21 protein-coding genes are annotated in these 25016 nt (G+C 71.0%); 17 read left to right on the forward strand and 4 right to left on the reverse strand.

All coding sequences use genetic code 11. The annotated features are described in order from the left end of the window. Positions 1–72: 72 nt before the first annotated feature. The 3 genes from ACVMLK_RS07575 to ACVMLK_RS07585 form a co-directional block, all read right to left on the reverse strand. A complete protein-coding gene (locus tag ACVMLK_RS07575) occupies positions 73–906 on the reverse strand; it encodes a polysaccharide deacetylase family protein (RefSeq protein WP_457486047.1) in 834 nt (277 codons plus the stop codon). A gap of 39 nt (positions 907–945) precedes the next feature. After that, entirely contained in the window at positions 946–2544 is a 1599-nt protein-coding gene (locus tag ACVMLK_RS07580) for an ABC transporter substrate-binding protein (RefSeq protein ID WP_457486048.1), read from the reverse strand. Between the two features lie 590 nt (positions 2545–3134). Next, on the reverse strand, positions 3135–4148 hold the full coding sequence (locus ACVMLK_RS07585) for a substrate-binding domain-containing protein (protein ID WP_198365490.1): 1014 nt from the start codon (positions 4146–4148) through the stop codon (positions 3135–3137). A 73-nt stretch (positions 4149–4221) separates the two neighbouring features. Between ACVMLK_RS07585 and ACVMLK_RS07590 the strand changes: the two genes are divergently transcribed. From ACVMLK_RS07590 to ACVMLK_RS07670, 17 genes are all read left to right on the forward strand, one after another. Continuing rightward, entirely contained in the window at positions 4222–5439 is a 1218-nt protein-coding gene (locus tag ACVMLK_RS07590; protein ID WP_457486049.1) for an MFS transporter, read from the forward strand. Between the two features lie 64 nt (positions 5440–5503). Beyond that, positions 5504–6484: an ABC transporter substrate-binding protein gene (locus tag ACVMLK_RS07595; RefSeq protein ID WP_457486050.1), complete on the forward strand. Its 981-nt coding sequence runs from the start codon at positions 5504–5506 to the stop codon at positions 6482–6484. 4 nt (positions 6485–6488) lie between these two features. Next, positions 6489–7310 (forward strand): ABC transporter permease, encoded by an 822-nt coding sequence (locus ACVMLK_RS07600; RefSeq protein ID WP_232476933.1) that lies wholly within the window; start codon positions 6489–6491, stop codon positions 7308–7310. Positions 7311–7321: 11 nt separating this feature from the next. Next, entirely contained in the window at positions 7322–8113 is a 792-nt protein-coding gene (locus ACVMLK_RS07605; protein ID WP_198365486.1) for an ABC transporter ATP-binding protein, read from the forward strand. 10 nt (positions 8114–8123) lie between these two features. Beyond that, positions 8124–9443, forward strand: coding sequence for an LLM class flavin-dependent oxidoreductase (locus ACVMLK_RS07610; RefSeq protein WP_422922716.1), 1320 nt, complete (start codon positions 8124–8126; stop codon positions 9441–9443). Next, positions 9440–10342, forward strand: a complete 903-nt coding sequence (locus tag ACVMLK_RS07615; RefSeq protein WP_198365484.1) for an NAD(P)-dependent oxidoreductase — start codon at positions 9440–9442, stop codon at positions 10340–10342. Before ACVMLK_RS07610 ends, ACVMLK_RS07615 begins: the two co-directional genes overlap by 4 nt. 179 nt (positions 10343–10521) lie before the next feature. Beyond that, complete coding sequence (locus tag ACVMLK_RS07620) at positions 10522–12012, forward strand: aminotransferase-like domain-containing protein (protein ID WP_457486051.1); 1491 nt, start codon at positions 10522–10524, stop codon at positions 12010–12012. Between the two features lie 131 nt (positions 12013–12143). Beyond that, a complete protein-coding gene (locus tag ACVMLK_RS07625; protein ID WP_457486052.1) occupies positions 12144–12542 on the forward strand; it encodes a nuclear transport factor 2 family protein in 399 nt (132 codons plus the stop codon). Between the two features lie 10 nt (positions 12543–12552). Beyond that, entirely contained in the window at positions 12553–13953 is a 1401-nt protein-coding gene (locus tag ACVMLK_RS07630; protein ID WP_457486053.1) for an NAD(P)/FAD-dependent oxidoreductase, read from the forward strand. Beyond that, positions 13950–14687, forward strand: a complete 738-nt coding sequence (locus tag ACVMLK_RS07635; protein ID WP_198365480.1) for a sulfite exporter TauE/SafE family protein — start codon at positions 13950–13952, stop codon at positions 14685–14687. Before ACVMLK_RS07630 ends, ACVMLK_RS07635 begins: the two co-directional genes overlap by 4 nt. A gap of 22 nt (positions 14688–14709) precedes the next feature. Next, complete coding sequence (locus ACVMLK_RS07640; protein ID WP_457486054.1) at positions 14710–16350, forward strand: amidohydrolase; 1641 nt, start codon at positions 14710–14712, stop codon at positions 16348–16350. Next, a complete protein-coding gene (locus ACVMLK_RS07645; RefSeq protein WP_457486055.1) occupies positions 16347–17294 on the forward strand; it encodes a CobW family GTP-binding protein in 948 nt (315 codons plus the stop codon). Before ACVMLK_RS07640 ends, ACVMLK_RS07645 begins: the two co-directional genes overlap by 4 nt. Next, positions 17291–18904 carry an ABC transporter substrate-binding protein gene (locus tag ACVMLK_RS07650; RefSeq protein ID WP_457486056.1) on the forward strand — a complete coding sequence of 538 codons (1614 nt, stop codon included), beginning with the start codon at positions 17291–17293 and terminating at the stop codon, positions 18902–18904. Before ACVMLK_RS07645 ends, ACVMLK_RS07650 begins: the two co-directional genes overlap by 4 nt. Continuing rightward, complete coding sequence (locus ACVMLK_RS07655) at positions 18901–19878, forward strand: ABC transporter permease (protein WP_457486057.1); 978 nt, start codon at positions 18901–18903, stop codon at positions 19876–19878. The genes ACVMLK_RS07650 and ACVMLK_RS07655 overlap by 4 nt, the downstream gene beginning before the upstream one ends. Before the next feature lie 4 nt (positions 19879–19882). After that, positions 19883–20767, forward strand: a complete 885-nt coding sequence (locus ACVMLK_RS07660) for an ABC transporter permease (protein WP_457486058.1) — start codon at positions 19883–19885, stop codon at positions 20765–20767. Next, the gene (locus ACVMLK_RS07665) at positions 20764–21783 is read left to right on the forward strand and encodes an ABC transporter ATP-binding protein (protein ID WP_198365475.1); all 1020 of its coding nucleotides are present in this window, start codon (positions 20764–20766) and stop codon (positions 21781–21783) included. Before ACVMLK_RS07660 ends, ACVMLK_RS07665 begins: the two co-directional genes overlap by 4 nt. After that, complete coding sequence (locus ACVMLK_RS07670) at positions 21780–22793, forward strand: ABC transporter ATP-binding protein (protein ID WP_457486059.1); 1014 nt, start codon at positions 21780–21782, stop codon at positions 22791–22793. The genes ACVMLK_RS07665 and ACVMLK_RS07670 overlap by 4 nt, the downstream gene beginning before the upstream one ends. Before the next feature lie 56 nt (positions 22794–22849). On the opposite strand, the gene ACVMLK_RS07675 is transcribed toward ACVMLK_RS07670, so the two are convergent. Further along, positions 22850–24772 carry an AsmA family protein gene (locus ACVMLK_RS07675; protein ID WP_457486060.1) on the reverse strand — a complete coding sequence of 641 codons (1923 nt, stop codon included), beginning with the start codon at positions 24770–24772 and terminating at the stop codon, positions 22850–22852. Positions 24773–25016: the final 244 nt, after the last annotated feature.

The raw sequence follows: 25016 nt of genomic DNA on the forward strand, positions 1-25016 counted from the left end.
GCGGCTCCGATGCCCCCGCCGCGCCCGTTACAATGGCCGCGCGGCCGGAGAAGCGCGATGCCTGCGCCATTCTCAGCCCACCTGACGATTGCGGAACTCCTGTTCCACCTGCTGCAGTGTCAGGAACTCGGCCCCCATGCCCGCCAGGCCGTCGATCAGCTTCTCCATCATCATCATGCGGTGGCCGCGGCCGCTGACATACGGGTGGAAGGTATAGACCATGACGCCCCACTCGCTGGTGCGGCACATGTACTCGAAATCAGCCAGCCAGTTCTCCAGCACCGCGCTCGCATTGGCGAGGCCGGGCATGACGCCCGCCTTGGTGCGGAAGAACTCGAAATGCGGGTGATCATCGAGCGACCAGCTGATGGGCACCTCCACGAGGTCCGTCGTCTCGCCGAAGATCAGTGGCTCGTCGACGGCCACCCGGTCGCCGCGCCGGGCGAAGTAGGGCTCGCAGTCATGCCCCATCATGCTGCTGTCGTAGCGCAGGCCGTGCCGAAGAAGCAGGTCGATGGTGCGTTCGCTGAGGTCCCAGGCGGGGGAGCGGTAGCCGGCCGGCTTGCTGCCGGTCAGGCGCCGGATGGACTCGATGGCGCGGGCGAATTCCTCCGCTTCCACCTCGGCGGGAAGCTCGGCGGGCGGCACGTGGCTCCAGCCATGGTGGCCGATCTCGTGCCCCTCCTGCACCACCCTCGCGCAGGCCTTGGGGTAGGTCTCGATCACCACGCCGGGGATGTACCAGCTTCCCTTGATGCCGCGGCTGCGGAGCAGGTCGAGGATGCGGCGCGCACCGACGACGCCGAACTCGCCGCGCGAGATGGGCGTCGGCGTCGTCATGCCGCGCGCGGCGAAGCCGGACCAGGTGTCGAAATCATAGGACAGGCAGGCGATATGACGAGGCATAGGAAAGTCCTTGTTCTGGTCTGCCGGATGGCCTGGCACTCAGGCCCGGCGGATGTTCCACAGCACGGGAAAGCCGAAGTCGATGACGCCCTGAAGCTCGCTGCGCCAGACGGCGGGACTGGAGAACTGCCCGGTCAGCGGCATGTTGACATTGATCAGCGCGCGGCGGTTCATCTCGGCCGCCAGGGCGCGCCGCCGCTCCATGTTGTCCTCCGGCTCGGCCTCGAACTCGCGCAGCAACGGTGTCAGCGCCGCATCGTCATACAGCCAGGGCGCGGCGCGGGTGCCATTGTAGCTGATGCCCACATTCACCAGCGGGTCCGCCATGTCGAAGCCGGTATAGACCACCGGCACGGCGCTCCAGCCGCCACGCCCCACTGGTTCGCTGCTCAGCCAGCGCTGCGCGGCGGTCGCCCAGTCCATCACCTGGTGATCGACATTCAGTCCGAGCCTGCGCATCTGGTCCGACACCACCATGGCCATGGGATGGATCAGCGAGGATGTCTGAGCATCCAGGAGCACCACCCGTTCGTTGTCGTAGCCGGACTCGCGCAACACGGCGCGGGCCCGCTCCATGTCGGGCCGGAGCGCCTCGCCGCCCGCCTCGGAGGAGAGCGGCGTGCCGCAGAGCGTCATGGACTGGCAGCGCGGCAGGAACATCCCGTCCGGCAGGCCGTGCGCGGCGACGATCCCGCCCTGGTCCAGCGCCAGTTGCAGTGCCTGCCGTACCTTGAGGTTGTTGAAGGGCGGCTGCGCGTGATTGAGCACGAGCCCGCCCATGATCTGCGCGATGCCGCCCGGCTTTGCCAGCGTCGTGCCTCTGTCGCGTTGCAGGATGGGCAGATAGTCGAAGGGAGCGTATTCGAGGTAGTCCACCTCGTTCGCTTGCAGTGCCGCCACGCGCATGGAAGGGTCGTCCATGCTGAGCAGCTCGGCACGTTCGATGAAGACGCGCTTGCCACCCGCCAGACCGTCCGCCGGCTCCTCGCGCGGGCGGTAGCGCGGGTTGCGGCGGAAGCTGGCCTTCTCACCCGGCACCCATTCGTTCCTGAGGAAGACGAAGGGGCCGGACCCCATGATCTCCTTCACCGGCTCGGTCGGTAGAGTGTTGGCGGCAATACGCGCGGGCATCATGAAGGGCACGTGCACGCTGGGCTTGCCGAGGGCGCTGATGACACCGCCGAAAGGTCGCGCCAGCTCCAGCACGAAGCTGTCCGTGGCTATCGCGCGGAGGGATCGGGCCGCGCCCATCAGCCGGCGCCCGGTAGAGTCCCGCGCCCCCCAACGTTTGAGGGAGGCAACGCAATCCTCCGCCGTCACCGGCTGGCCGTCATGCCATTCCAGGCCCGGGCGCAGGGTGAAGTTGTAGGTCAGCCGGTCATCGCTGGCCTTCCAGCCCTGCAGCATCTGCGGCCGCATGATGCCCTGGCTGTCCATGGCCACCAGCGTGTCGAACACCATGTAGGCGAAGTTGCGCGTGACGAAGGAGGTGCCGGCGATGGGGTCCAGAATCTGCAGCCCGGCATTCACCACCAGCCGCAGCGGCCGCTCCGCCGCCTGTGCCCGCGCCATGCCGCTTCCCGCTGTCGTCACGGCCGTTGCCAGCATCGCCCGGCGCGTCCAAGTGTCGTGTCTCATCGCTTGCATCCTCACCCATGGAAAGGCCGTGCTGCGCCTGGCGAGACCTGTTTCCCGGTTCTTGTTCTGGGATGGGGATCGTCCACGTCCCGCGCCTGCGGAGCAAGCGGGAGAGCTTCCCGGCGACGTTGGTCGGACGTCGCGTCGCGACCTTCTGCGGCCCGGCCATTCGGAAATGGCCATGGATGGCATCCTCGCCTGAAGCAGGGGCACCCATGCCGATATGGATCACGGCGCTTCGGAGATGTCGCAGCAATGTTCCTGATCGCGAACCAGGGCGGTGTCCGCGGGTCATCCGGCCGAAGGTTTTCTTCACCACCCACCGCGGAGCCAGCCGGAAGGAGGGTGGCAGGAGCTCGAAGCCCTGTTGACCCGGCAGCGGCACCCGTAACCCTGTCGCGGTCAAAGGCGCCATCGGCGATGGCGGCGCTTCAGCCGGGGCCGGCGCCTGGCCACTCCGGCGACACGCTTGTCGTGCCACCACGCAGCGCTCACATCCGGCGGCGTCCGATTGCAATGGCAGATCTTTGCCGCCTTCCGCGCTCGCGGGCGGCCAAGCGGCGCGACATCCTCTCGGCATGGCCCGGATGTCACGGCGCCCGGCAACTGCGCCGGATCACCAGTTGCGTCGGCAGCAGTAGCGACCGGCCGACCTCCACCTCGGCCGAGCCCATCCGTTCCAGCAGCATGGTGGCCGCATGCCGCCCCATGGCCGCCAGGTCCCACGAGATCGCGGTAACCGGCGGCTCGTGCAATTCCGCCAGCTCCGAATCCGACCCCGCCACCAGCGAGATATCCCGCCCCACCTGGCTGCCTAGCTGGCGCAGCGCGCGCAGGCATCCGCCCAGCATGTCCATCGCCGCGACGAAGATGGCGGTCGGCGGCTCTGGCAGGTTCATCAGCGCCATGGTCTCGCGGAAGGCATCCTCGGCCGTGAGGACACGGTCGCGCAGCAGGCGCGGCTGCGGCGCGACCCCGGCGGCGGCCAGGGCCTGGCGGAAGCCTTCCACCCGGCTGCGCGAGGGGAAGGCCCGGGTATCGCCCACCAGCATGGCGATGCGCCGATGCCCCAGCTCCAGCAAATGCGCCATCGCCGCCACGGCGCCGCTGCGATGGTCCGCCGCCACACGGTCGATGCCGGGTAGCCGGTCGCGATCGATCGCCAGCACTGGCATGGGCGCCCGCGCCAGCGCCGCCAGCACCTCGGCGTTGCGCTCGTCGCTGACGGTCATCATCACGCCTTCCACCTTGCGGCTCTCGAAGGCGCGCAGCAGGGCGACCTCCACGGCGGGGCTGTTGGTGGTGCTGGACAGCAGCAGCGTGTAGCCGGCGACGCGCAGCACCTGCTCCGCCTCGCGGATGAATGTACCGAAGCGGGGGATGTCGAAGTCACGGATGGCGCAGGCCACCAGCCGGCTGCGGTTGCCACGCATGCTCTGCGCCACCGGATCCAGCTGGTAGCCCAGGCGGGCGACGGCCTCGTGCACCTTGCAGCGGATCGGCTCGGCGACCGTGGGGTTGTCGTTCAGCACGCGGGAGACGGTGCCGACCGCCACCCCGGCCATGCGGGCGACATCCTTCAGCTTCACCCGTGGCGTCGGCACCGGCGCCCCCTGCTTGACCGCCCTATAATGAACCGGTTCATATCATGTCACTCTCACGGACGGAAACACCGCCATGCGCCCCCCGAGCGGCCTTCGCGGCCTCGTGCCCCTGGTGTTGCTGGGCGCCGTGGCCTTCGTCAATGCGCTGGCCTCGGTCATCACCTTTCCACTGGCCCCTTTCCTGGCCGAGGATCTGGCAATCCCGGCGGCGCGGGCCGCGCTGGCGAGCCTGGTCTTCGCGCTGGCGGCCGGCCTTGGCGGGCTGCTGGCGGCGCTGCTGCTGGGTGGCTGCGAGCGGCGACGGGTGGCGGCCTGGGCGCTGGCCGGGCTGGGGCTGGGCTCGGCGGCGGCCGCGCTCGTGCCCAGCTTCCCAGCCCTCCTGGCGGCGCGACTGTTTTCCGGGCTTTGCGCGGGGCCGTTGCTGGCGGCGGTCCTCGCCCTGATTCCGGAGATGGTGGCTCCGGCACGGCGCAATCAGGCGGTCAGCCTGGTGGTGTCCGCCTATGGGCTGGCGCTGGTGCTCGGCCTGCCGATGGTCCTGGCGCTGGTCGCCGACGGGGGCTGGCGCCCCTCCTTCCTGGCGCTGGCCGCGCTCTGCCTGCTGTCGCTGGCGGGGATGGCGGCGCTGCCGGGGCCGAAGGCCGGGGCATCGGCGCCGCGCCCCTCGCCCGGCGGGATGATGGTGCTGCTGCGGCAGCCCATCGGGCTGACCGGCCTCGCCCTGATCGCCAGTGCCTCCTTCGGCACGCTGCTGATCTCGCCGCACCTCGGCACCTATGCGCTGCGCAACCTGGGCGTGGAGGAGACGCGGCTCTGGCTGATCTACCTGCTGGGCGGCGGGCTGGCGCTGGGCACCACCCAGGCCACCGGCTGGGCCATGGACCGGCTGGGGGCGCTCCCGGCGGCGCTGACGGTGGGAGGGGGACTGACCTTGTTGCTGGGCTGGACCTTCCTGCTGTCGCCCGGGGCGGCGCTGGCGGTTCCGCTGCTGGGGCTGGTCCTGGCGGGGCAGCTGGCGCGCAGCACCGTGGCCCAGGCCAGCGCGGCCCAGCTCAGCCGGCCCGAGGACCGGCTGACCTACCAGTGTCTGGCGGCGGCGGTGACCAGCCTGGCCCAGGCGGCCGGGTCCGGGGTCTCGGCCCTGCTCCTGGTTGAGGATGCACAGGGACGGCTTCTCGGCATGGGGCTTCTGGCGGGGCTGAGCATGCTGGCGGCCTGGGCGGCGCCGCTCCTGCTGCTGCTGCTGGACCGGCAGCGGCGCGCGGCTGCAAAAAAATTAGCCATTTCATGAACCGGTTCATTGAAAGCTCGCGCCCGGCTCGATAGGCTCGCCGCATCTCTCCAGGAGACCAGCCATGCGGTTCCGCCTCCCGACCCTCCTTCTGCTGCTCGGCCTGCTGCACGCTTCCCCCACCCAGGCTCAGACCCTGCCGCGACTGGACTTCGCCGGCTCCGTCACCTGGACCGGCCAGGTCCCTATCCTGGTCGCCATCGAGAAGGGCTTCTTCCGCGAGCAGGGGCTGGAGGTGCGGCTGCAGGTGATCGTCAACTCCGCCGATCGCATCCGCGCCATCGCCGCCGGCAGCGCCGCCTTCAGCAATCTGGGCCGCACCGCCGTGCTGGCGGAGATGGCCCGCGGCAACGAGAGCTTCTCCTTCTTCGGCAATGTCGATGACGCACCCGGGCAGGAAGGCTGCTGGGCGCGGCCCGGCATCGCCAGCATTACTGATCTGCGCGGCAAGCCCGTCGCCGCCAATGCCTCGGCCGAGGTGACGCTGATGGGTCTGCTGGCGGAATCCGGCATGGCGCTGAAGGACCTGCAATACCGCAGCCTGCAGGGCACCGAGATGGCGCCGGCCCTGGCGCATGGCGACATCCAGGCCGCCTGTGTCTGGCAGCCGCTGCTGGACCGGTTGAAGCAGGCGGCTCCGGACGGAAAGCTGCTCGGCACCGACCGTGACACGGCGATCTTCCGCCGCTTCGGCACCATGGCCTCGCCCGATGTGCTGATCATCTCGCGCGAACTGGTGCGGACGCAGCCGGCCCAGGCGCGGGGACTGGCGCTGGCCATCCTGAAAGGCGCGGACTTCACCATCGCGAAGCCGGAAGAGGCCGCCGCCGCCGTCGCGCACCACTTCCGCCAGACGCCGGAGCAGCTGACCGCGGCGCTGCGCGACTTCCGCTTCTACGGCAGCGAGGGCCGCAAGGCCCACATGCAACTCCATACCGAGCAGATGCAGTATCTGGCCGATCTGCTGCACGAGGCCGGGCGCCTGCCGACGCGGCCCGAGACCGCGCGCTGGGCCGATGACAGCTTCATCGATGCGGGGCAGTGAGCCGATGGCCGCGCCGCTGAGCCTGCGGGCTCCCGCTGCCACGCCGCGCCTGCCCAGGCTGGCCGGCACCATCCGCCAGCCGCTGCTGGGTGCCGTCGCCGTCGCGCTCTTCCTGCTGAGCTGGTGGGGCGCCACCGCCTCCGGGCTGGTCGCCCGTCTCTTCCTGCCCTCGCCGGTGGAGGTGGCGCAGGCCACCTGGCGGCTGCTGGGCTCCGGCCAGCTGGTGGCGGCCATCCTGGCCTCCTCGGCCCGCGTCTTCGCCGGCTTTGCCATCGCCGCCCTGATCGCGGTGCCGCTGGGCATCGCCATGGCGGTCTGCGGCCCGGTGCGCGCGGTTCTGACGCCCTTCATCTCCCTGCTCCGGCCGCTGCCCTCGATCACCTGGATCCCGTTGACCATCCTCTGGCTGGGCATCGGCGAGACGCAGAAGGTCGCCATCGTCATCCTGGGCTGCTGGATCTACATCCTGCTGGCGACGCATGAGGCGACGCGCCGCGTCGATCCGCTGCTGGTGCGCGCCGCGCGCAACCTGGGTGCCGGCGACCTGACGGTGATGCGGGAGGTGATCCTGCCGGCGGCCCTGCCCGGCATCCTGGCCGGGCTGAAGGTGACGCTGGCCATCGCCTGGTCCTGCGTGCTCTCGGCCGAGATGGTCGCCGCCCATAACGGGCTCGGCGCCATGATCTGGGAAGGCAAGGACTGGGGCGACATGACCCAGGTCCTCGTGGGGATGGTGGCGATCTCGCTGACCGTGCTGCTGGCCGATCTGGTGGCGACGCGGCTGGAACGCGCGCTGCTGCCCTGGGAACGCCACCGGCGGCATTGAGGAACGACAGGATGCAACCGATTCTCGTCGCGGAGAACGTCTCCAAATCCTATGCCATCGGCGGCAACGAGCTGGTCGCGGTGCGCAACCTCTCGATGGAGGTGGCGGAAGGCGAGCTGCTCTGCCTGCTCGGCGCCTCAGGCTGCGGCAAGTCGACCATGCTGGGCATCTTCGCCGGCTTCACCCCGCCCAGCAGCGGCCGCGTTCTGCTGCGCGGCGCGCCGATCACCGGCATCGAGCCGCGCTGCGGCATGGTCTTCCAGTCCTATGCGCTGTTCCCCTGGAAGACGGTGCGGCAGAACGTCGAATTCCCGCTGCGCATGCGCGGCGTGCCGCGCGCCGAGCGCCGCGCGCTGGCCGAGCGCTTCATCGGCATGGTGCAGCTGGCCGGCTTCGCCGAGCACTACCCGGCGGAACTTTCCGGCGGCATGCAGCAGCGCGTCACCATCGCGCGCTGCCTGGCGGCCGACCCGGAAGTGCTGCTGATGGACGAGCCCTTCGCCGCGCTGGATGCCATGACGCGGCAGGTGATGCAGGAAGAGCTGCTGCGGATCCAGGCGGAAAGCGGCAAGACCATCGTCTTCATCACGCACAATATCGACGAGGCCCTGATCCTGGGCAGCCGCATCGTGGTGATGTCGGCACGTCCGGGTCGCATCAAAGCCATCCTGGACAATCCGCTGCCGCGCCCACGCGGCGTCGCCGTGCAGACCTCGCCCGAATACGCCGCGCTGAAGGGCGCGGTGTGGAACCATGTGGAGGAGGAGGTGACCCGTCACATCGCCGCCTCCCGCCTCGCCTAAGGATCGCGTCATGCCGAAACGTCACATGCGCCTCGTTGCCTTCCTGAAGGCGGGGCCGACCTGCCATCATCATGGCGGCTGGCGCCATCCGGAGGCCGAGCTAGGCTTCCTCGACCCCGGCTGGTACGAGCGCACCGCGGCCACGCTGGAACAGGGCTGCTTCGACGCCCTGTTCTTCGCCGATGTGCTGGGGCTCTACGACTACTACAATGGCAGCTACGCCACGCAGCTCGGCAAAGGCGGCGCGCTGAGCCTGCTGGACCCGCTGCCGATCCTGGCGATGATGGCGCGCGCCACGCGGCATATCGGCCTGGGCGCCACGCTCTCCACCACCTTCCACCACCCCTATCAGATCGCCCGCACCCTGGGCACGCTGGACATTCTCTCCGGTGGGCGCATGGCGTGGAACATCGTCACCTCGGCCAGCCATCTGGAGGCGAGGAATTTCGGCATGGAGGCCATCCCCGGCCGGGAGGAGCGCTATGCCCGCGCCCATGAGGCCGTGGAAGCCTGTCTCAAGCTGTGGAGCAGCTGGGAGGCGGACGCGCTGATCCTGGACCGGGAATCCGGCCGCTTCGCCGATCCCGCCCGGGTGCATTACGCGCATTACGAGGGCCAACATATCCGCAGCCGCGGGCCGCTGACCGTGCCGCGCACGCCGCAGGGCCATCCCGTGCTGATGCAGGCCGGCTCCTCCGGACCCGGCCTGGATTTCGCCGCGCGCTGGGCGGAGCTGGTCTTCACCCTGCAGCACAGCGCGGAGGACATGCGCCGCTTCCGCGCCGCCACGCGCGAACGCGTGGCCCGGCACGGCCGCGACCCGGACAATTGCGCCGTGCTGCCCTCGGTCGATCCGATCATCGGCGAGACGGAATCCATCGCCCGCGAGAAGGCCGACTATGTCAACAGCCTGGTCGATGCGGAGCTGGGCATGGCGCTGACCTCCTCGCATATCGGTACCGATCTCTCGCGCTTCCCGCCCGACCGGCCGGTGGAGGATCTGGACCTGCCGGAAGGCTCGCGCGGGTCCTTCGACGTGATCCTCCAGGGCACCCGCGCCGAAGGGCTGAGCCTGGGCGAGGCGGCGCGCCGCTACGCCACCAGCGAGCTGGCGCCGCAGCTGGTCGGCACGCCGGAGAGCGTGGCCGACCAGATGGAGGCGATCTTCACCGGCGGCGCCTGCGATGGCTTCGTCCTGACCCCCACCGTTTCGCCCGGCACCTGGGAGCAGTTCACCCGCGCGGTCGTGCCGATCCTGCAGCGCCGTGGCCTGCTGCGCCGCCACTACGCCGCCACGACCCTGCGCGGCCATCTGCGCGAGGCGGCATGAGCGCGCCCGTGATCGGCTTCGTCGGCTTCGGCGAGGCCGCCCGCTGCTTCGCCCGCCATCTCGGCGCGCAGGGCCTGCGGGTCCAGGCCTTCTGCGCGGGCAGCACCAATCGTCCGCCCTACCCCGATGATTTCCGCAACGAGGCCGCCGCCCTCGGCGTCACGCTGCGGGACAGTCTGGAAGAGCTGCTGGCGGCGGTCGATGTCGTCATCTCCGCCGTGGTGGTGGCCGCGGCGCCGGCGGTTGGCCAGGCCATCGCCACGGCGCTGCGGCCCGGCATGCTGGTGGTCGATATCAACGCCGCCACGCCACGCGCCAAGCAGGACGTCGCCGTCACCGTCAACCTCCGCGGCGGCGCCTATGTCGATGCCAATCTCATGGGGGCCGTCGGGCTCTATGGTGCCGGCGTGCCGCTCTACTGCTCGGGCGACGGGGCGGCGCGGTTCGCCGCGCTCTTCTCGCCGCTGGGGCTGACCATCGAGGTCGCCGGCGACAGTCCGGGCACGGCCGCCGCCGTGAAGATGCTGCGCAGCGTGGTGACCAAGGGTATCGAGGCCTTGGTGGTCGAGGCCATGACCGCGGCCAGCCTGGCCGGTGTACGGCAGGAGGCACTGGCTGGCATCTGCGGCCCCATGGATGCCACGCGCTTCTCGGACTTTGTGGAAATGTGCCTGCGCACCGATGTGCTGCATGCCGGCCGCCGCGCGGTGGAGATGGACGGTGTCGCCGACTGCCTGCGCGAGCTCGGCCTCGAGCCCTTGATGACCGAGGCGACCGCCGCCCGCCTGCGCGCCTCCGCCGCGCTGGACCTGCGGGCGGCATTCCTCGCCCGGCCCGGCTATGATGCCGATGCCGTGCTGGATGCCTATGCCGCGAGGCTGGCGGCGACGCCCGGCTGATGGCGCCGCGCCGGGCCCCGGCCCATCACCGCGGGTCGCCGCCCCTCGACGACGGGCCGACCGGCGGCTCCACCGCGCGATGGCTTCCTGCTCCCCTTCAGTTCAGGAGGACGACCGCCTAAACCGGAGGCGCACCTGCCGCGCGGGGCGGAGCCACTCAAGGGGACGGGATCGCCGGTTTGAAGCCCACGGAACTGGCATGGAGGGAGTTGCTCGCGGCGCCGGAGCGCCGCGGCCTGCCGGCCGGGGCGGAAATCCGCCGCCAGCTCGTTCATGCCATCGAGGATGGGCGGCTGCAGCCGCATTCCCGCCTGCCCTCCAGCCGCCGGCTGGCGGCGCTGCTGGGTGTCGCTCGCGTGACGGTTCTGGAGGTTTACCAGCGGCTGGTGGAGGAGGGCTATCTGACGGCGCGGGAACGCAGCGGCGTGTTCGTCGCGCCGCTGAACCGGCCGGAGGCCGGGCCGGAGGGCCTCGCGGCGGCGGCCGATCCCGCAAGGCCGTTCTGGTCCGGCCGCTTCGCGGTCCGGCCGGCGGAATTCCTGAATATCGCCAAGCCGCGCGACTGGCAGCGCTACCCCTATCCCTTCCTATTCGGCCAGCTCGACCCCGCGCTGTTCCCGACCGGACCCTGGCGTGAAGCCGTGAAGGCCACCTCCAGCGTCGCCGCCATCCAGTCCTGGAGCGCCGACATGATCGACGAGGACGATCCGGCCCTGGTCGAGCAGCTCTGTCGCCAGGTGTTGCCGCGCCGCGCGGTCTGGGCGCGGCCGGCGGAGGTCATGATCACGCTGGGGGCGCAGCAGGCGTTGTACCTCGTGACGCGCCTGCTGCTGGGGCCGGGCATCGTCGCGGGAGTGGAGGATCCGGGCTATCCGGACCTGCGGCACATGGCGCGGATGCAGGCCGGCGCGCTGCGGCTGCTCAGCGTCGATGCCGAGGGCGCCGTGCCGGACGCCGCCATGGCCGCCTGCCAGGTGGCCTTGCTGACGCCTGGACACCAATGCCCGACCTCCACTGTCATGCCCTCGACACGGCGGCGGGATATCCTGCACCTGGCCCGGCAGCGCGACATGCTGCTGGTGGAGGATGACTACGACGCCGATCTCTTCGCCGAGGGCGAGGCGGTGCCACCCCTCAAGAGCCTCGATACCGAGGGGCGGGTGATCTATGTCGGCAGCCTGTCGAAGGTGCTGGCGCCGGGGCTGCGCCTCGGTTTCGTCGTGGCGCCACCGCCGGTCATCGCGCAGTTGCGGGCGCTGCGCCGCCTGATCCACCGTCATCCGCCCAGCAACAACCAGCGCGCCATGGCGGGCTTCATCGCGCTCGGCCATTACCGTGGGCATCTGGGCCGCCTGGGAGAGGCGCTGGCCGAGCGTGCCGCGCTGATGGACAGCTTGCTGCCGCGACACCTGCCCGGCTGCCGGTGGCGGTGCGGCGCCGGGGCCAGCAGCGCCTGGGTGGAAGGGCCACCCGGGCTGGACAGCCGCGCCCTGGCCGGCGCGCTGGCGGCGCGGGGCGTGCTGATCGAACCAGGCGACGTCTTCTTCGACGATCCAGCCATGGGCCGTTCCTGCTTCCGCCTGGGCTGGACCGCCATCCGCACCGACAAGATTCATGGCGGACTGGCCATTCTGGCGGATGCCATCACGCTGCATTCAAATTCATCATGATGGTGAAATTCTAGCCGATTCTCTAGCGTGCGAATCTGGTAGGCTATTTTATAGGCATTTGGTTCTTCCACCGGGTCGTGCGCCATCCGTAATCTGCGTCGGCCCCTCAGGCTGACCGGACCTGCTGCCCCATGACCGACCTCACCGACGCGCGCCACGCCCTGCTGGAACGGCTGTTCGCCGCCTTCAACCGCCACGACGCCGAGGCCGTGATGGCCTGCTTCACGCCGGATGTGATCTTCCACGCCGCAGCTGGCCCCGAGGCGCAGGGCCGACGGATCGAGGGCCAGGCCGCCGTCCGCGCCGCCTTCGAGGGTGTCTGGACCGCCATGCCCGATGTCCAATGGACCGTCCGTCGCCACGCGGTCTTTGGCGATCGCGCCGTCAGCGAATGGCTCTTCACCGGTACCAGTGCCGAAGGCGCCCGGGTGGAGGCCGAGGGCCTCGACCTGTTCACCTTCGCCGGCGAGGCCATCGCGGCCAAGAGCGCCTTCCGCAAGGACCGTCCGCCGCTGCTCCGCGCCGCCTGAGACCCGCGCCATGGATTCGCTGCCACCTCCCGCCGCCTTCCTGCCCACCGCGCCCTATGACCCGCATCATGACCCGCTGCGCGACCTGCATCCGGGCCAGGGCCGCGCCTATGCACCAAGCTACTGGGTGGCCACAGCCGGGCCACCGCCGGCCGATGACGGGCCGCTGGCCGGCGAGACGGACACGGATGTGGCGGTGATCGGGTCGGGCTTCACCGGCCTCGCCTGCGCCCTGTTCCTGGCGCGCGATCACGGCATCACGGCCACGGTGCTGGAAGCGAACACAGTCGCCTGGGGGTGCAGCACGCGCAATGGCGGCCAGGGCCAGAACGCCTCCGGCCGGCTGAGCCGGGCACAGTGGATCGCCCGCTGGGGCCAGGAGACGGCGCTGGCCCTGCATGCCGAGATCCTGGAAGGCTTCGAGCTGTTCACGGACCTGACGCGGGAACTGGACTGCGAGCCGCAGCCCGGCGGGCATCTCTACATCGCGCACCGGCGGCGCAACCTGGAGAAGCTGCGGGCGGATTCCGACCTCGCCAACCGCATCTTCGGCTACGGCACCCGCATCCTGCCGCGCGAGGAGGTGTGGCGCGACTTCGTGCACGACGCCGAGGCGGTGGGCGCGCTGCACGAGCCGCTGGGCATGGGTGTGCAGCCGGCGAAGCTGGCCTTCGGCTATCTGCGCGCCGCCCGCGGGGCGGGCGCCCGCATCCATCCCGGCAGCCCGGTGCTGGAGATCCGCGAAGAGGCGGAGTGCTTCCTGCTGCGCACACCGGGCGGATTGCTGCGGGCCCGGGCCGTCGCCATCGCCACCGGCGGATACACCGGCCAGAAGCTGCATCCGCGCCTGCGCAGCCGCATCATGCCGATCCTGTCGAACAACATGGTGACCCGCCCGCTGACCGACAGCGAGATCGCCGCGACCGGCTTTCGCACGCGCCAGGTCATCACCGACACGCGCACGCTGCGCTACTACTACCGCCTGCTGCCGGACAACCGCCTTCAGATCGGCAGCCGCGCCGCCATCACCGGCGCCGACGCCGCCAACCCCGCGCATCGCGCCGTGCTGGATGACGGGCTGGCGCGGAAGTTTCCTGCCCTGGCGGGCATCGCGGCGGATCATTCCTGGTGGGGCTGGGTGGATGTCAGCCACGACATGATGCCGCGCATCGTCCAGCCCGAGGCCGGGCGCAACCTGTTCTACGCCATGGGCTATGGCGGCAATGGCGTCAGCTACTCGGCCCAGGCCGGGCGGCGGCTGGCCGCGCTGGCGGCCGGCAGGCCCCTTCCCCAGCGCCTGCCCATCTTTCAGGGCGAGTTGCCACGCCACCCCTTCGCGCCGTTCCGCCGGCTGGGCCAGCGCGCGCTGTACCGCCTGTACCACCGCCGTGACGAAGCGCCCGATGCATGATCATGGCACTGCTCGGCCTGCTGATGGTGTTCCTGGCGGGGCTGATCCGCGGCTTCACCGGCTTCGGCTTCTCGATCGCCGCCGTGCCGCTGCTCAGCCTGCTCTACCCGCCGGCCGAGGTGGTGCCGGTGGTGATGCTGCTGCAACTGGCCATCAGCCTGGACGGGCTGCGCGGCGCCTGGGCGCTGGCCGACCGCGCCTCGCTGGGCCTGCTGTCGCTGGGCGCGCTGCTGGCGACGCCGCTCGGCCTTTGGGGGCTCGCGCAGCTGCCGCCGGCGCCGGTGCGGCTGGTGATCGCCGGGGTGGTGGCGCTGGCGGTAGTGATCCTGGCGGGTGGGCGGCGGATGACGCGGCCGCCCTCCGGCGGGGCGACACTGGCCTTCGGGCTGGTATCGGGACTGTTCAACGGGCTGGCCGGCATCCCCGGGCCGCCGGTCATCGCCTACTACCTGGCCTCGCCGCTGGCCACCGCCGCCGCCCGCGCCTCCATGATCGTGCTGTTCCTGCTGACCTCTCTGGGCGCGCTGCTGCCGCTGGCCGCCATGGGCATGGTGGGGCAGGCCAGTCTGCTCTCCGCGCTGCTCGGCTTGCCCGCCGTCTGGGCCGGCTCCTGGCTCGGCACCCGCATGTTCCTGCGCAGCCCCGATGCCCGCTACCGCCGCGTCGCCCTGGCGATCCTGGGCGGCACCGCCCTGCTAGCCGTGGCGCGCGTCGCCTTCGACAGCCTGACCTGACCCTCCCGGAGACGAAGTCCTGATGCCCGCCCCCGTCACCATCTTCACCGCCCGCCGCATCCTGACCATGGACCCCGCCCGCCCCGAGGCCACCCATGTGGCGGTGCGCGAAAGCCGCATCCTGGCGGTGGGCGGCGAGGCGGAGATGGCCGATCTGGGTCCCGCCACACTGGACAGGTGCTTCGCGGACAAGGTCATCCTGCCCGGCTTCGTCGAGGGCCACAGCCATCTGCATGAAGGGGCTGCCTGGCGCGATCCCTATCTCGGCTTCTTCGAGCGCCGCGACCCGGAGGGCAAGGTCTGGCCGGGGCTGAAGGACATCGCCGCCGTCGTCGCGCGCCTGCGTGAGGTGGCGGCGGAGAAGCCAGAGGGCTCCATCACCGCCTGGGGCTTCGACCCGATCTATTTCGGCGGCCGCCGCATGAAGCGCGCCGATCTCGACGAGGTTTCGCAGACCCGCCCGGTGGTGGTCACCCACGCCTCCGGCCACATCATGAACCTGAACAGCGTCGCGATGGCCCTGGCCGGGTTCGACCGCGCCAACGACCTGGACGGGCTGGTGCGCGACGAGGCGGGCGCGCCCACGGGCGAGATCCTGGGGCCGGAGCTGATGGGCCGCGTGCGCCGCGTGGTGGTGCCCGACATGTTCTCCCGCACGCTGGATGCCGGCGCGCTGGACCGCTTCGCCAAGCTGGCGCGGCAGGCCGGTGTCACCACCGCGACCGATCTGGTCAGCGACATGAGCGAGGCGACCGTCGCCAGCTACCACGCCGCGACGGAGGATGCGGATTTCCCGCTGCGCCTGGTGCCCGCTCTGGCGGCGCGGATGTTCGGCCAGGATGAAGGCATCGCCCGGCTGGAGGCGCTGCGACCCACCAGCACCGACAAGCTGCACTTCAAGCTCGTGAAGCTGGTGGTGGACGGCTCCATCCAGGGCTTCACCGCGCGGCTGCGCTGGCCTGGCTACCACAACGGCGCGCCCAACGGGCTGTGGTATGTGGCGCCCTCCGAACTCGGCGCCATCATCGAGGCCTGGCACCGGGCGGGCGCGCTGCTGCACATCCACACCAATGGCGACGAGGCCAGCGAGGTGGCGGTGGAGATGCTGGAGCGCGCGCTGACCGCGCATCCGCGCCCCGACCATCGGCACACGCTGCAGCATTGCCAGATGCCCGACCCGGCGCTGTTCCGCCGCATCAAGGCGCTGGGCCTCTGCGTCAATCTCTTCGCCAACCACATCTTCTACTGGGGCGAGGAGCATGTCGCGCAGACCATGGGGCTGGCGCGCGCGCAGCGGATGGATGCTTGCGGCACGGCGCTGCGCCTCGGCATTCCTTTCGGCATCCATTCCGACGCGCCGGTGACGCCGCTGGCGCCACTGTTCACGGCCTGGTGCGCGGTGATGCGCCTGACCGCCAAGGGTCGCGTCCTGGGCGAGGGCGAGCGCATCGAGGTAGCGGAGGCGCTGCGCGCCATCACGCTGGGCGCGGCCTACACGCTGAAGCTCGACCATTTGGTGGGCAGCATCGAGGCCGGCAAGCTCGCCGATTTCGCCGTGCTGGACGAGGACCCGCTGGCCATCGAGCCCATGCGGCTGAAGGATGTCACGATCAGCGCCACGGTGCTGGGCGGCCGCGTCTTCCCAGTGCCGCCCACGGCATGAGCATTCCCGTCACCATCCTCGGCGGCTTCCTGGGCGCGGGCAAGACCACGGCGCTCAATGCCCTGCTGCGGCAGGCGGAAACCCGTATCGCCGTGCTGGTGAACGACTTCGGCGCCGTCAACATCGACGCCGCGCTGATCGCGGCGCGGCAGGGCGGCATGGTCTCGCTCAGCAATGGATGCGTGTGCTGCGCGCTTGGCCCCGATCTCGGTGAGGGCATCGCGCGGCTGGTGGCGCTGGACCCGCCGCCGCAGCAGATTCTCGTCGAGGCCAGCGGCGTCGGGGACCCCTGGCGCATCGCCCAGCTGGCGCGGCTGGAGGTGGGCGTGCATCTCGACGCCGTGCTGACGCTGGCCGACGCGCAGCGCTTCCCGGCGCTCCTGGCCGATCGCTGGCTGTCCGACACGCTGGAACGCCAGGTGGCGCGGGCGGATCTGGTGCTGCTGAGCCATGCCGACCTGGCGACGGAGGCCGAGATCCGCGCCACCCGCGCCGCGCTGGCCGGGCTTCGCCCGGGCCTGCCGGTGGCCTTGCTGCCACCGGAGGGGCTGCCGCCGCTGCTCGGCGCCGCGCGCGTCCAGCCAGGGAGGGAACGCGCCGGCCGCTTCCACGCCGACGCGCCGACGGCGCATGGCTTCCGCCATCTGCTCTGGACGGCGCCCGGGCCGCTGGACCACGACAGGCTGATGCGGGCGCTGGAGGCCCTGCCCGAAAGCGTGCTGCGGCTGAAGGGCTTCTGCCGGTTGGGGCCGAAGGCGACGCCGCATCTGGTGCAGCGCGCCGGCCGCCGGGTGGAGCTGCGGCCCTGGCCGGAACCCCTGCCCGCCGGCGCCGATGCCCTGGTGTTGATCGGCACGCCCGAGATGCCGGATGCGGTGCTCGGCACCCTCCGCGCCGCGCTTCATGCCCACCCCGAATCCCACCCCCGAGGAGGCCCGACATGACGAAGCCCATGACGCCCATGAGCCGCCGCGCGACACTCGCCCTCGGCGCGGCGCTGGTGGCTGCCGGAGGCGCGGACCTGCCCGCCCGCGCCGCGGCGCCGAAGCGGGGCGGCACGCTGGTGATCGGCGGCGCGCTGAGCCTGCGCCATTTCAACGGCGCCATCCAGTCGGGCTCGGCGACGGCGCTGCCCTCCTCGCAGATCTTCGCGAGCCCGCTGCGTTTCGACAGCAACTGGAATCCGGAGCCCTACCTGGCGAAGTCCTGGAGCGTCTCGGAGGATGGGCTCGCCGTCACGCTCAACCTGGTGACGGATGCGGTCTTCCACGACGGCCAGCCCGTCACCTCGGCGGATGTCGCCTTCTCCGTCGACATCATCCAGAAGAACCACCCCTTCAAGACGATGCTGGAGCCGGTGGAGCGCGTCGACACGCCGGACCCGCACACCGCCATCCTCCGGCTGAAGCACCCCCACCCGGCGCTGATCCTGGCGATGTCGCCGGCGCTGATGCCGATCCTGCCGAAGCATGTCTATGGCGACGGGCAGGACATCCAGACCCATCCGGCCAATCTTCGGCCCATCGGCTCCGGCCCCTACAGGTTCGCGGAGTACAAGCCCGGCGACTTTTGGGCGCTCGAACGCTTCGATCGCTTCTTCATCCCCGGCCGGCCGGCGCTCGACCGCATCGTCTGCCGCATCATCAGCGACTATAGCGTGGTGACGCTGGGGCTGGAGCGGGGCGAGTTGCACATGACGCCCTTCCTGGCCGGCGTGCGTGACATCGCCCGCGCCGAGCGCGCGCCGAACCTGACCGTGACGCCCAAGGGCTATGACGGCATCGGCGCGCTCACCTGGCTCGCCTTCAACACGCAGCGCCCGCCCTTCGACGATCCGCGCGTGCGCCAGGCCGTCGCCTATGCCGCCGATCGCGACGCCATCGTCAGGCGCATCCTGGGCGGCAAGGCAAAGCCCTCCTTCGGGCCGCTTGTCTCCACCTCCCCCTTCTCGGCGCCTGATGTGGAGAAGTACGCCCTGGACCTCGACAAGGCGAATGCACTGCTGGACGCCGCCGGGCACAGGCGCGGCGCCGATGGCACGCGCTTCGCCCTCACCATCGACAGCCCCGCCGGGCAGCCGGAACTGGGCCGCAATCTGGCGGAGTTCCTGCGCGTGCAGCTGCGCAAGGTCGGCGTCGCCGCCGAGGTGCGGCTGGCGCCGGACTTCCCGACCTGGGCGCAGCGCGTCAGCAACTTCGATTATGACCTGACCATCGACACCGTCTTCAACTGGGGCGACCCGGTCATCGGCGTGCACCGCACCTACCTGTCGAGCAATATCCGCAAGGGCGTGATCTGGTCGAACACCCAGGGCTACAGGAATCCCGAGGTGGACAGGCTCCTGGCCGAGGCGGGAGTGGAGCGCGACGCGGCGAAGCGCAAGGATCTGTACCAGCAGTTCCAGCGGCAGGTGGTCGCCGATGCGCCGATCTTCTTCATCGACGAGGTGCCGTATCACACCGCCTACCACAAGGGCCTCGGCAATGTGCCGGAGACCATCTGGGGGCCGATGTCGCCGCTCGACACGCTTTACTGGGAGAACCCGCCGGCATGAGTGGCGCCCTCCTCGGCATGGGCGGCAGGGTGGTGAATGCCGTACTGCTGCTGCTGGCCGTCGTGATCATGAATTTCTGCCTGATCCACCTGGCGCCGGGCGACCCGGCGCAGGTCATCGCCGGGGAGATGGGCGGCGCCTCGCCCGAGGTGCTGGCCACCATCCGCGCGCAGTACGGGCTGGACCAGCCATTCGGCACTCAACTCGCCCACTATGTCTCGCGCGCCGCGAGGGGGGATCTGGGTTACTCCTTCTACTTCAACCAGCCCGTCTCCAGCCTGATCCTGGAGCGGCTGCCGGCGACGGTGCTGCTAATGGCGGCGGCGCTGACCTTTGCCGCCATCGTCGGCACGCTGCTCGGCGTTCTGGCCGCCTACAGGCCGCGTGGCCTCGGCAGCCTCCTCGTCACCATCGTCTCGCTTGCCGGGCATGCGGCGCCGGTCTTCTGGAGCGGGCTGCTGTTGCTGCTGCTCTTCGCCTCCGTGCTGCCGCTCTTCCCGATCGCTGGCATGACGGATGTGACGCGACCGCTCAGCGGCATCGACTACGTGCTGGATGTCGCGCATCATCTGGTGCTGCCGGCCTTCACGCTCGGCCTGGTGTATCTGGCGCAATACAGCCGGCAGAGCCGCACCAGCATGATCGACGTGCTGGGCGCCGACTACATCCGCACCGCGCGCGCCAAGGGCCTGCCGGAGCGGCGGGTGGTGCTGAAGCACGCGCTGCGCAACGCGCTGATCCCCGTGGTCACGCTGATCGGTTTGCAGTTCGCGCAGCTTCTCGCCGGCGCCGTGCTGGTGGAGACGGTATTCGGCTGGCCCGGCATGGGCCGGCTGGTGCTGGAGAGCATCCTGCGCCGCGACCACCCGACGCTGCTCGGCGTGCTGGTGGTCTCGGCGCTGCTGGTGATGGTCGCCAACCTGCTGACCGACCTGGCCTATCGCCTGGTCGATCCGCGCATCCGGGGACATTGACCCAATGGGGGGCAATAGATCGACCCTGCCGGCGGCGCCCGCGAAGCCGGCCTCTCCGGCGCGGGAAATGCTGCGGCACTTCCTGCGCCACCCGGCCGGCATGGCGGGCTTCCTGATCCTGCTGGTGGTCGCGCTGGCCAGCCTGGCCGGCCCCGGCCTCTACGGCGTCGATCCGGCCGACATGGCCGCGGCCCCCTTCGAGCCGCCCGGCCCCGAGGTGCCTCTCGGCGCCGATTACCTGGGCCGCGACGTGCTGGCCGGGCTGCTCATCGGCGGCCGCGCGAGCCTCTCGGTCGGGCTGGCGGCCGCGCTGATCTCCGTCCTCATCGGCGTTGCCGTCGGCGCGCTGGCCGGCTGGTTCGGCGGCTGGGTGGACCGCGTGCTGATGAAGGTGACGGAGTTCTTCCAGGTGCTGCCCTCGCTGCTGTTCGCGATGGTGTTGGTCACGCTGTTCGGCGCCAGCCTCGGCATCATCACCTTCGCCATCGGCGTCGTCTCCTGGCCCGGCGTCGCGCGGCTGACTCGCGCCGAGTATCTTCGCGTGCGCGGGCTGGACTATGTCCGTGCCGCCGTCGCGGGCGGCGGGCGGCCGCATTACCTGATTCTGCGCGTCGTGCTGCCCAATGCGCTGCCGCCGATCATCGTCGCGGCGGCGCTAGCCATCGGTGTCGCCATCCTGTTCGAGGGCGGGTTGAGCTTCCTCGGCCTCGGCGATCCCAATGTCATCAGCTGGGGCATGATGCTGGGGCAGAACCGGACCTACCTGCTGGATGCGTGGTGGGCCGTGACCTTCCCCGGCGCCGCCATCTTCTTCACCGTGCTGGCCGTCAGCCTGCTGGGCGAGGGGCTGAACGACGCGATCAATCCCAGGCTGAGGAAACGCGGATGAGCGGCACCACGATCCCGCCCCTGGCGCTCTCGGTCGAGCACCTGGGCGTCACTCTCGCCGGGCGCGACGGGCCGTTGCCGGTGCTGGAGGATGTCTCCTTCGGCGTGCCCGCCGGACGGACCCTGGCGCTGATCGGCGAATCCGGTTGCGGCAAGAGCATGGCGGCGCTGGCCTTGATGGGGCTGCTGCCAGAAGGCCTGCGCTGCGACACCGGCGCCATCCGCCTGCTGGGCGAGGATCTGGCCGTTGCGCCTCCCGCCCGCCTGCGGGCGCTGCGCGGCAGCACGCTGTCCATGATCTTCCAGGAGCCGATGACGGCACTGAACCCGGTCTTCACCGTGGGCGAGCAGATCGCCGAGACGCTGCGGCTGCATCAGGGGCTGGATGCCGCCGCCGCCCGTGCCGGCGCGCTGGAGATGCTGCGCAAGGTGGAGATCCCGGCCGCGGCGCAGCGGCTCGATGCCTATCCGCACCAGCTTTCGGGCGGCATGCGGCAGCGGGTGATGATCGCCATCGCGCTGGCCTGCCGCCCCCGCCTGCTGATCGCCGATGAGCCGACGACGGCGCTGGATGTCACCGTCCAGGCGCAGATCTTCGATCTGCTGAAGACACTGCAACGTGAGACCGGCACCGCCATCCTGCTGATCAGCCACGACCTGCATGCCGTGGCCGACATCGCCGATGAGGTCGCCGTGCTCTATGCCGGCACCTGCGTGGAAACCGGCCCGGCCTCGCGCGTGCTGGCAGCGCCGGAGCATCCCTATACCCGCGCCCTGCTGGCCTGCAGCCCGCGCCTGCGCCTGGGCGCGGCGGCGGCCGGTCCGGCGCCCGATCTGCTGGAGGTTCCGGGCATGGTGCCGCCTCTCGGGCAGCGCGGCCCGGGCTGCCGCTTCGCGCCGCGCTGCGAGTTGGCCGGCGCCGACTGCAACCACCCCCCGCCACTGCGCCCGGCCGGCGCTGGCCGTGCCGCCGCCTGCTGGCGCGTCGGCGATACGACGCTGGAGGCCGTGGCATGAACGATGTGCTCCTGGATGTCACCAATCTCACGGTGCGCTTTCCCGCCGGGCGCGCGGGCCCCTTCGGTCCACGGCGCCATGTGCACGCGGTGGATGGCGTCAGCTTCCAGGTGCGCCGCGCCAGCACTTTCGGCATCGTCGGCCAGAGCGGTTCCGGCAAGTCCACCGTGGCGCTGGCGCTGATGCGACTGGTGGGTATCAGCGGCGGCGACGTGACGCTGGACGGCATGCCGCTGAGCGCGTTGCGTGGTGATGCCCTGCGCCGTGCCCGGCGCGACTTCCAGATGGTGTTCCAGGACCCCTATGCCTCGCTGGACCCGCGCCGCCGCGCCGGCGCCCTGATCCGTGAGCCGCTGGACCTGCTTGAGATCGGCAGCCCGGCCGAGCGCGAGGCCGAGGTGCTGCGCTTGCTGTCCCAGGTCGGCCTGCCGGCCGAGGCGGGGCGGCTGTTCCCGCACCAGTTCTCCGGTGGGCAGCGGCAGAGGCTGTGCATTGCCCGTGCCCTTGCCAGCCGACCACGCCTGGTGGTGTGCGACGAGCCGGTGTCGGCGCTGGATGTGGCGGTGCAGGCGCAGATCCTGAACCTGATGCGCCGGCTGCAGCGGCAACTGGGCCTGACCTATGTGTTCATCTCGCATGACCTCGCGGTGGTGCAGCATCTCTGCGACGAGGTGGCGGTCATGTATCTGGGTCAGGTGGTGGAACAGGCGCCGACGCACCGGCTGTTCGCGGCCCCGCGCCATCCCTACACCTGGTCGCTGATCGCCGCCGCCGCCTCCCACGGCGCGGCGGGACAGGCCATGCGCCGCCGCCATCTGACACCGGGCGAGCCGCCGAGCCCGATCGATCCGCCGCCAGGCTGCCGCTTCAGCGTCCAGTGCCCGCATGTCACGGAGCGATGCCGGGCGGAGGCGCCGCATCTCCGGCCGGCGGCGGAAGGCCATCTGGCCGCCTGCCACCGCATGGAGGAGCTGGGCGTCCCGGATTTCGGCCTCGCCGAGGTGGCGTGAGGTAGTCTGCCCGCCTTTCCCATCAGGCGGGGCGAGGACAGTCCGCCCTGCCTGCCTCAGCGCGCCCGCCGCACCAGCCCCTCGCAGCGCTGGTCCTCGCCGATGCCGAAGCGGATGGTGGGCAGCACGGCGAGCGGCGGAAAGAGCAGGCCGAGCCCGACCGCCGCGCCGGCCCGCGCGCCGAGCTCCACCGGCTCGGGCAGGACGCTCGGGCCACTGAACGGGCCACGGATCAGGATATCGGTGCTCAGCGCGCCGACGGTGAAGTGCTTGGGCTCGGTGCGCAGCGTGTAGTCCAGCCGCTCATCGCGCAGGTTGATGTCACCGAAGTCGCTGATCAGCGCGGACTCCGTGTCCAGCAGCACGGTGCGGGTGTTCAGCATGCCACGCTGCAGGCGCATGTCGGCGATGAAGCACTGCACCGGCGTGCGGTTGGGAAGGCCGAGGGCCGAGAGGATGGCGTCGGCCAGTTGCAGGCCGGAGATGTCCACCAGCAGCGCCGAGAGGTTGCCGCCCGCCATGCCGAGCGTCAGCGCGCCGTTGCCCTGCGCCAGCATCTCCGCCAGGGAGCGGCCCCGGGCATCGATCGAGGCGCTGCCGCCGATCCGCCCCTGGCCCTCGCCCAGCGGCGTCACGCCCATCAGCCGCGACAGATCGACGCGCTGGAACTTCACCTCCCCCTTGGCGTGCAGCCCACCATTGTCCAACGGGGCGAAGTCGAAATCGCCCTCGATGCGGCCGCTGCCGACCCCGAAGCGCAGCGGATGCAGGGCGATGGCGCCGTCGACGATGTCGAGCTTGGCGTGCAGGTCGTCGAGCGGCATGTTGCGGCCCCGGATCTGCGCGCCGTCATAGGTCAGGTGGATATCGGCCGCCTGCAGCCGGGGCAGGTTGACCGGCGTGTCGGGCAGCATCTTGCCACGGCGCCCGCGCGCGGCGGGGGCTGGCCTGTCGCCCGGCGTGCCGCCGATAAAGCCCGCCAGGTCATCGAGGTCGACCCGGCGCGAGCGCAGCGTGGCGTTGACCACCGGGCGGGCCGGATGCGGGTCCACCGCGATGTCGCCCGAGAGGTCGCTGTCGCCGACGCGGCCCTCCATGCCGGTGAAACGCACCTTGCCCTCGGCATAGTCGAGCTGGCCGGAGACGCGGTAGGGCGGCGTGGCGGGGATCGGCACGCCGGTCAGCGGCGTCAGCTGCGCCATGTCGGGCCCGGAGAGTTCCAGCCGCAGGTTGGCGCCGGCCATCCGCACCGGATCGCGCACCGTGCCCTGCAGCGAGACGCGGGTCGGCCCGTTCTCGATGCTGAGGCGGATCGGCCAGGGGTTCTCGGGGTCGCGCAGGGAGAGCACGGCGCCGCCCAGCAACTCGCCCTTGATCGGCTGCCGGGCATAGGTGCCCTCGGCCAGGGCGCGCAGCTGGTCGGCGGCCTGCTGCCCGGCCGAGGCGCCGCTGTCCACCTGCACCGTCATGTCGGCGCCGAGCCGCGCGAGCTGGGCATGCACCTGCCCGCCCCGGATGGTGAGCGCGCCGATCGCCGGCCCCTCCTCCGCGGCCTCGCCTTCCGCCGGCGCGCCGGCGGAGGAGGGGCTGGTGAAGGTGTAGTTGTTGCGCCCCTCGGCATCCTGCCGCAGCGCCACGCGCGGCTCGTCGAGCGCGATCTCGGGAATGACGAGGCGCCGGCCGCGGATGAACGCCATCACGTCGATCCGCAGGCTGAGCCGGGGGATGCTGGCCAGCGGCGGGTCCTCCGGGAAGCCTTCCGGATTGGCGATACGGAGGTCGGAGAGGACGATGTCGGTCAGCCGGCCGGGATGCACCGCGAGGCCGCCGACCGTCACCGGCCGGCCGAGCGCGGCGGAGGCCTGGCGCTCGACCAGGGGGATGAACCAGGCCCAGGACCAGACCACGACGAGCACAAGCAGGGCCAGCACCGGCAGCCCGGTCCAGAGCAGAATTCGGCGGGTCCGCGGGCTCGGCATGGCCATTCCCCTCGCCGCCGGGCAAGGACGCCGGGCGGGCCTGGACGGAGAAGTCGGCGCCGGGCGGGATGGTTGCGCGGACGCGGCGAGATGACGCCGCCCGGCGGGTGCTAGCCGCCGCGGCCGGCGTCGAAGCCGAGGAAGCCACGATCCGGCAGCGGGCCGTCATGGCCGCCCCAGACCGGCTGCGCGGCGCGGGCCGGCACCTCGGCCACCGGCGCGCGTGGCGCCCGCTGGACGGCGG

The organism is Teichococcus aerofrigidensis (assembly GCF_054073225.1).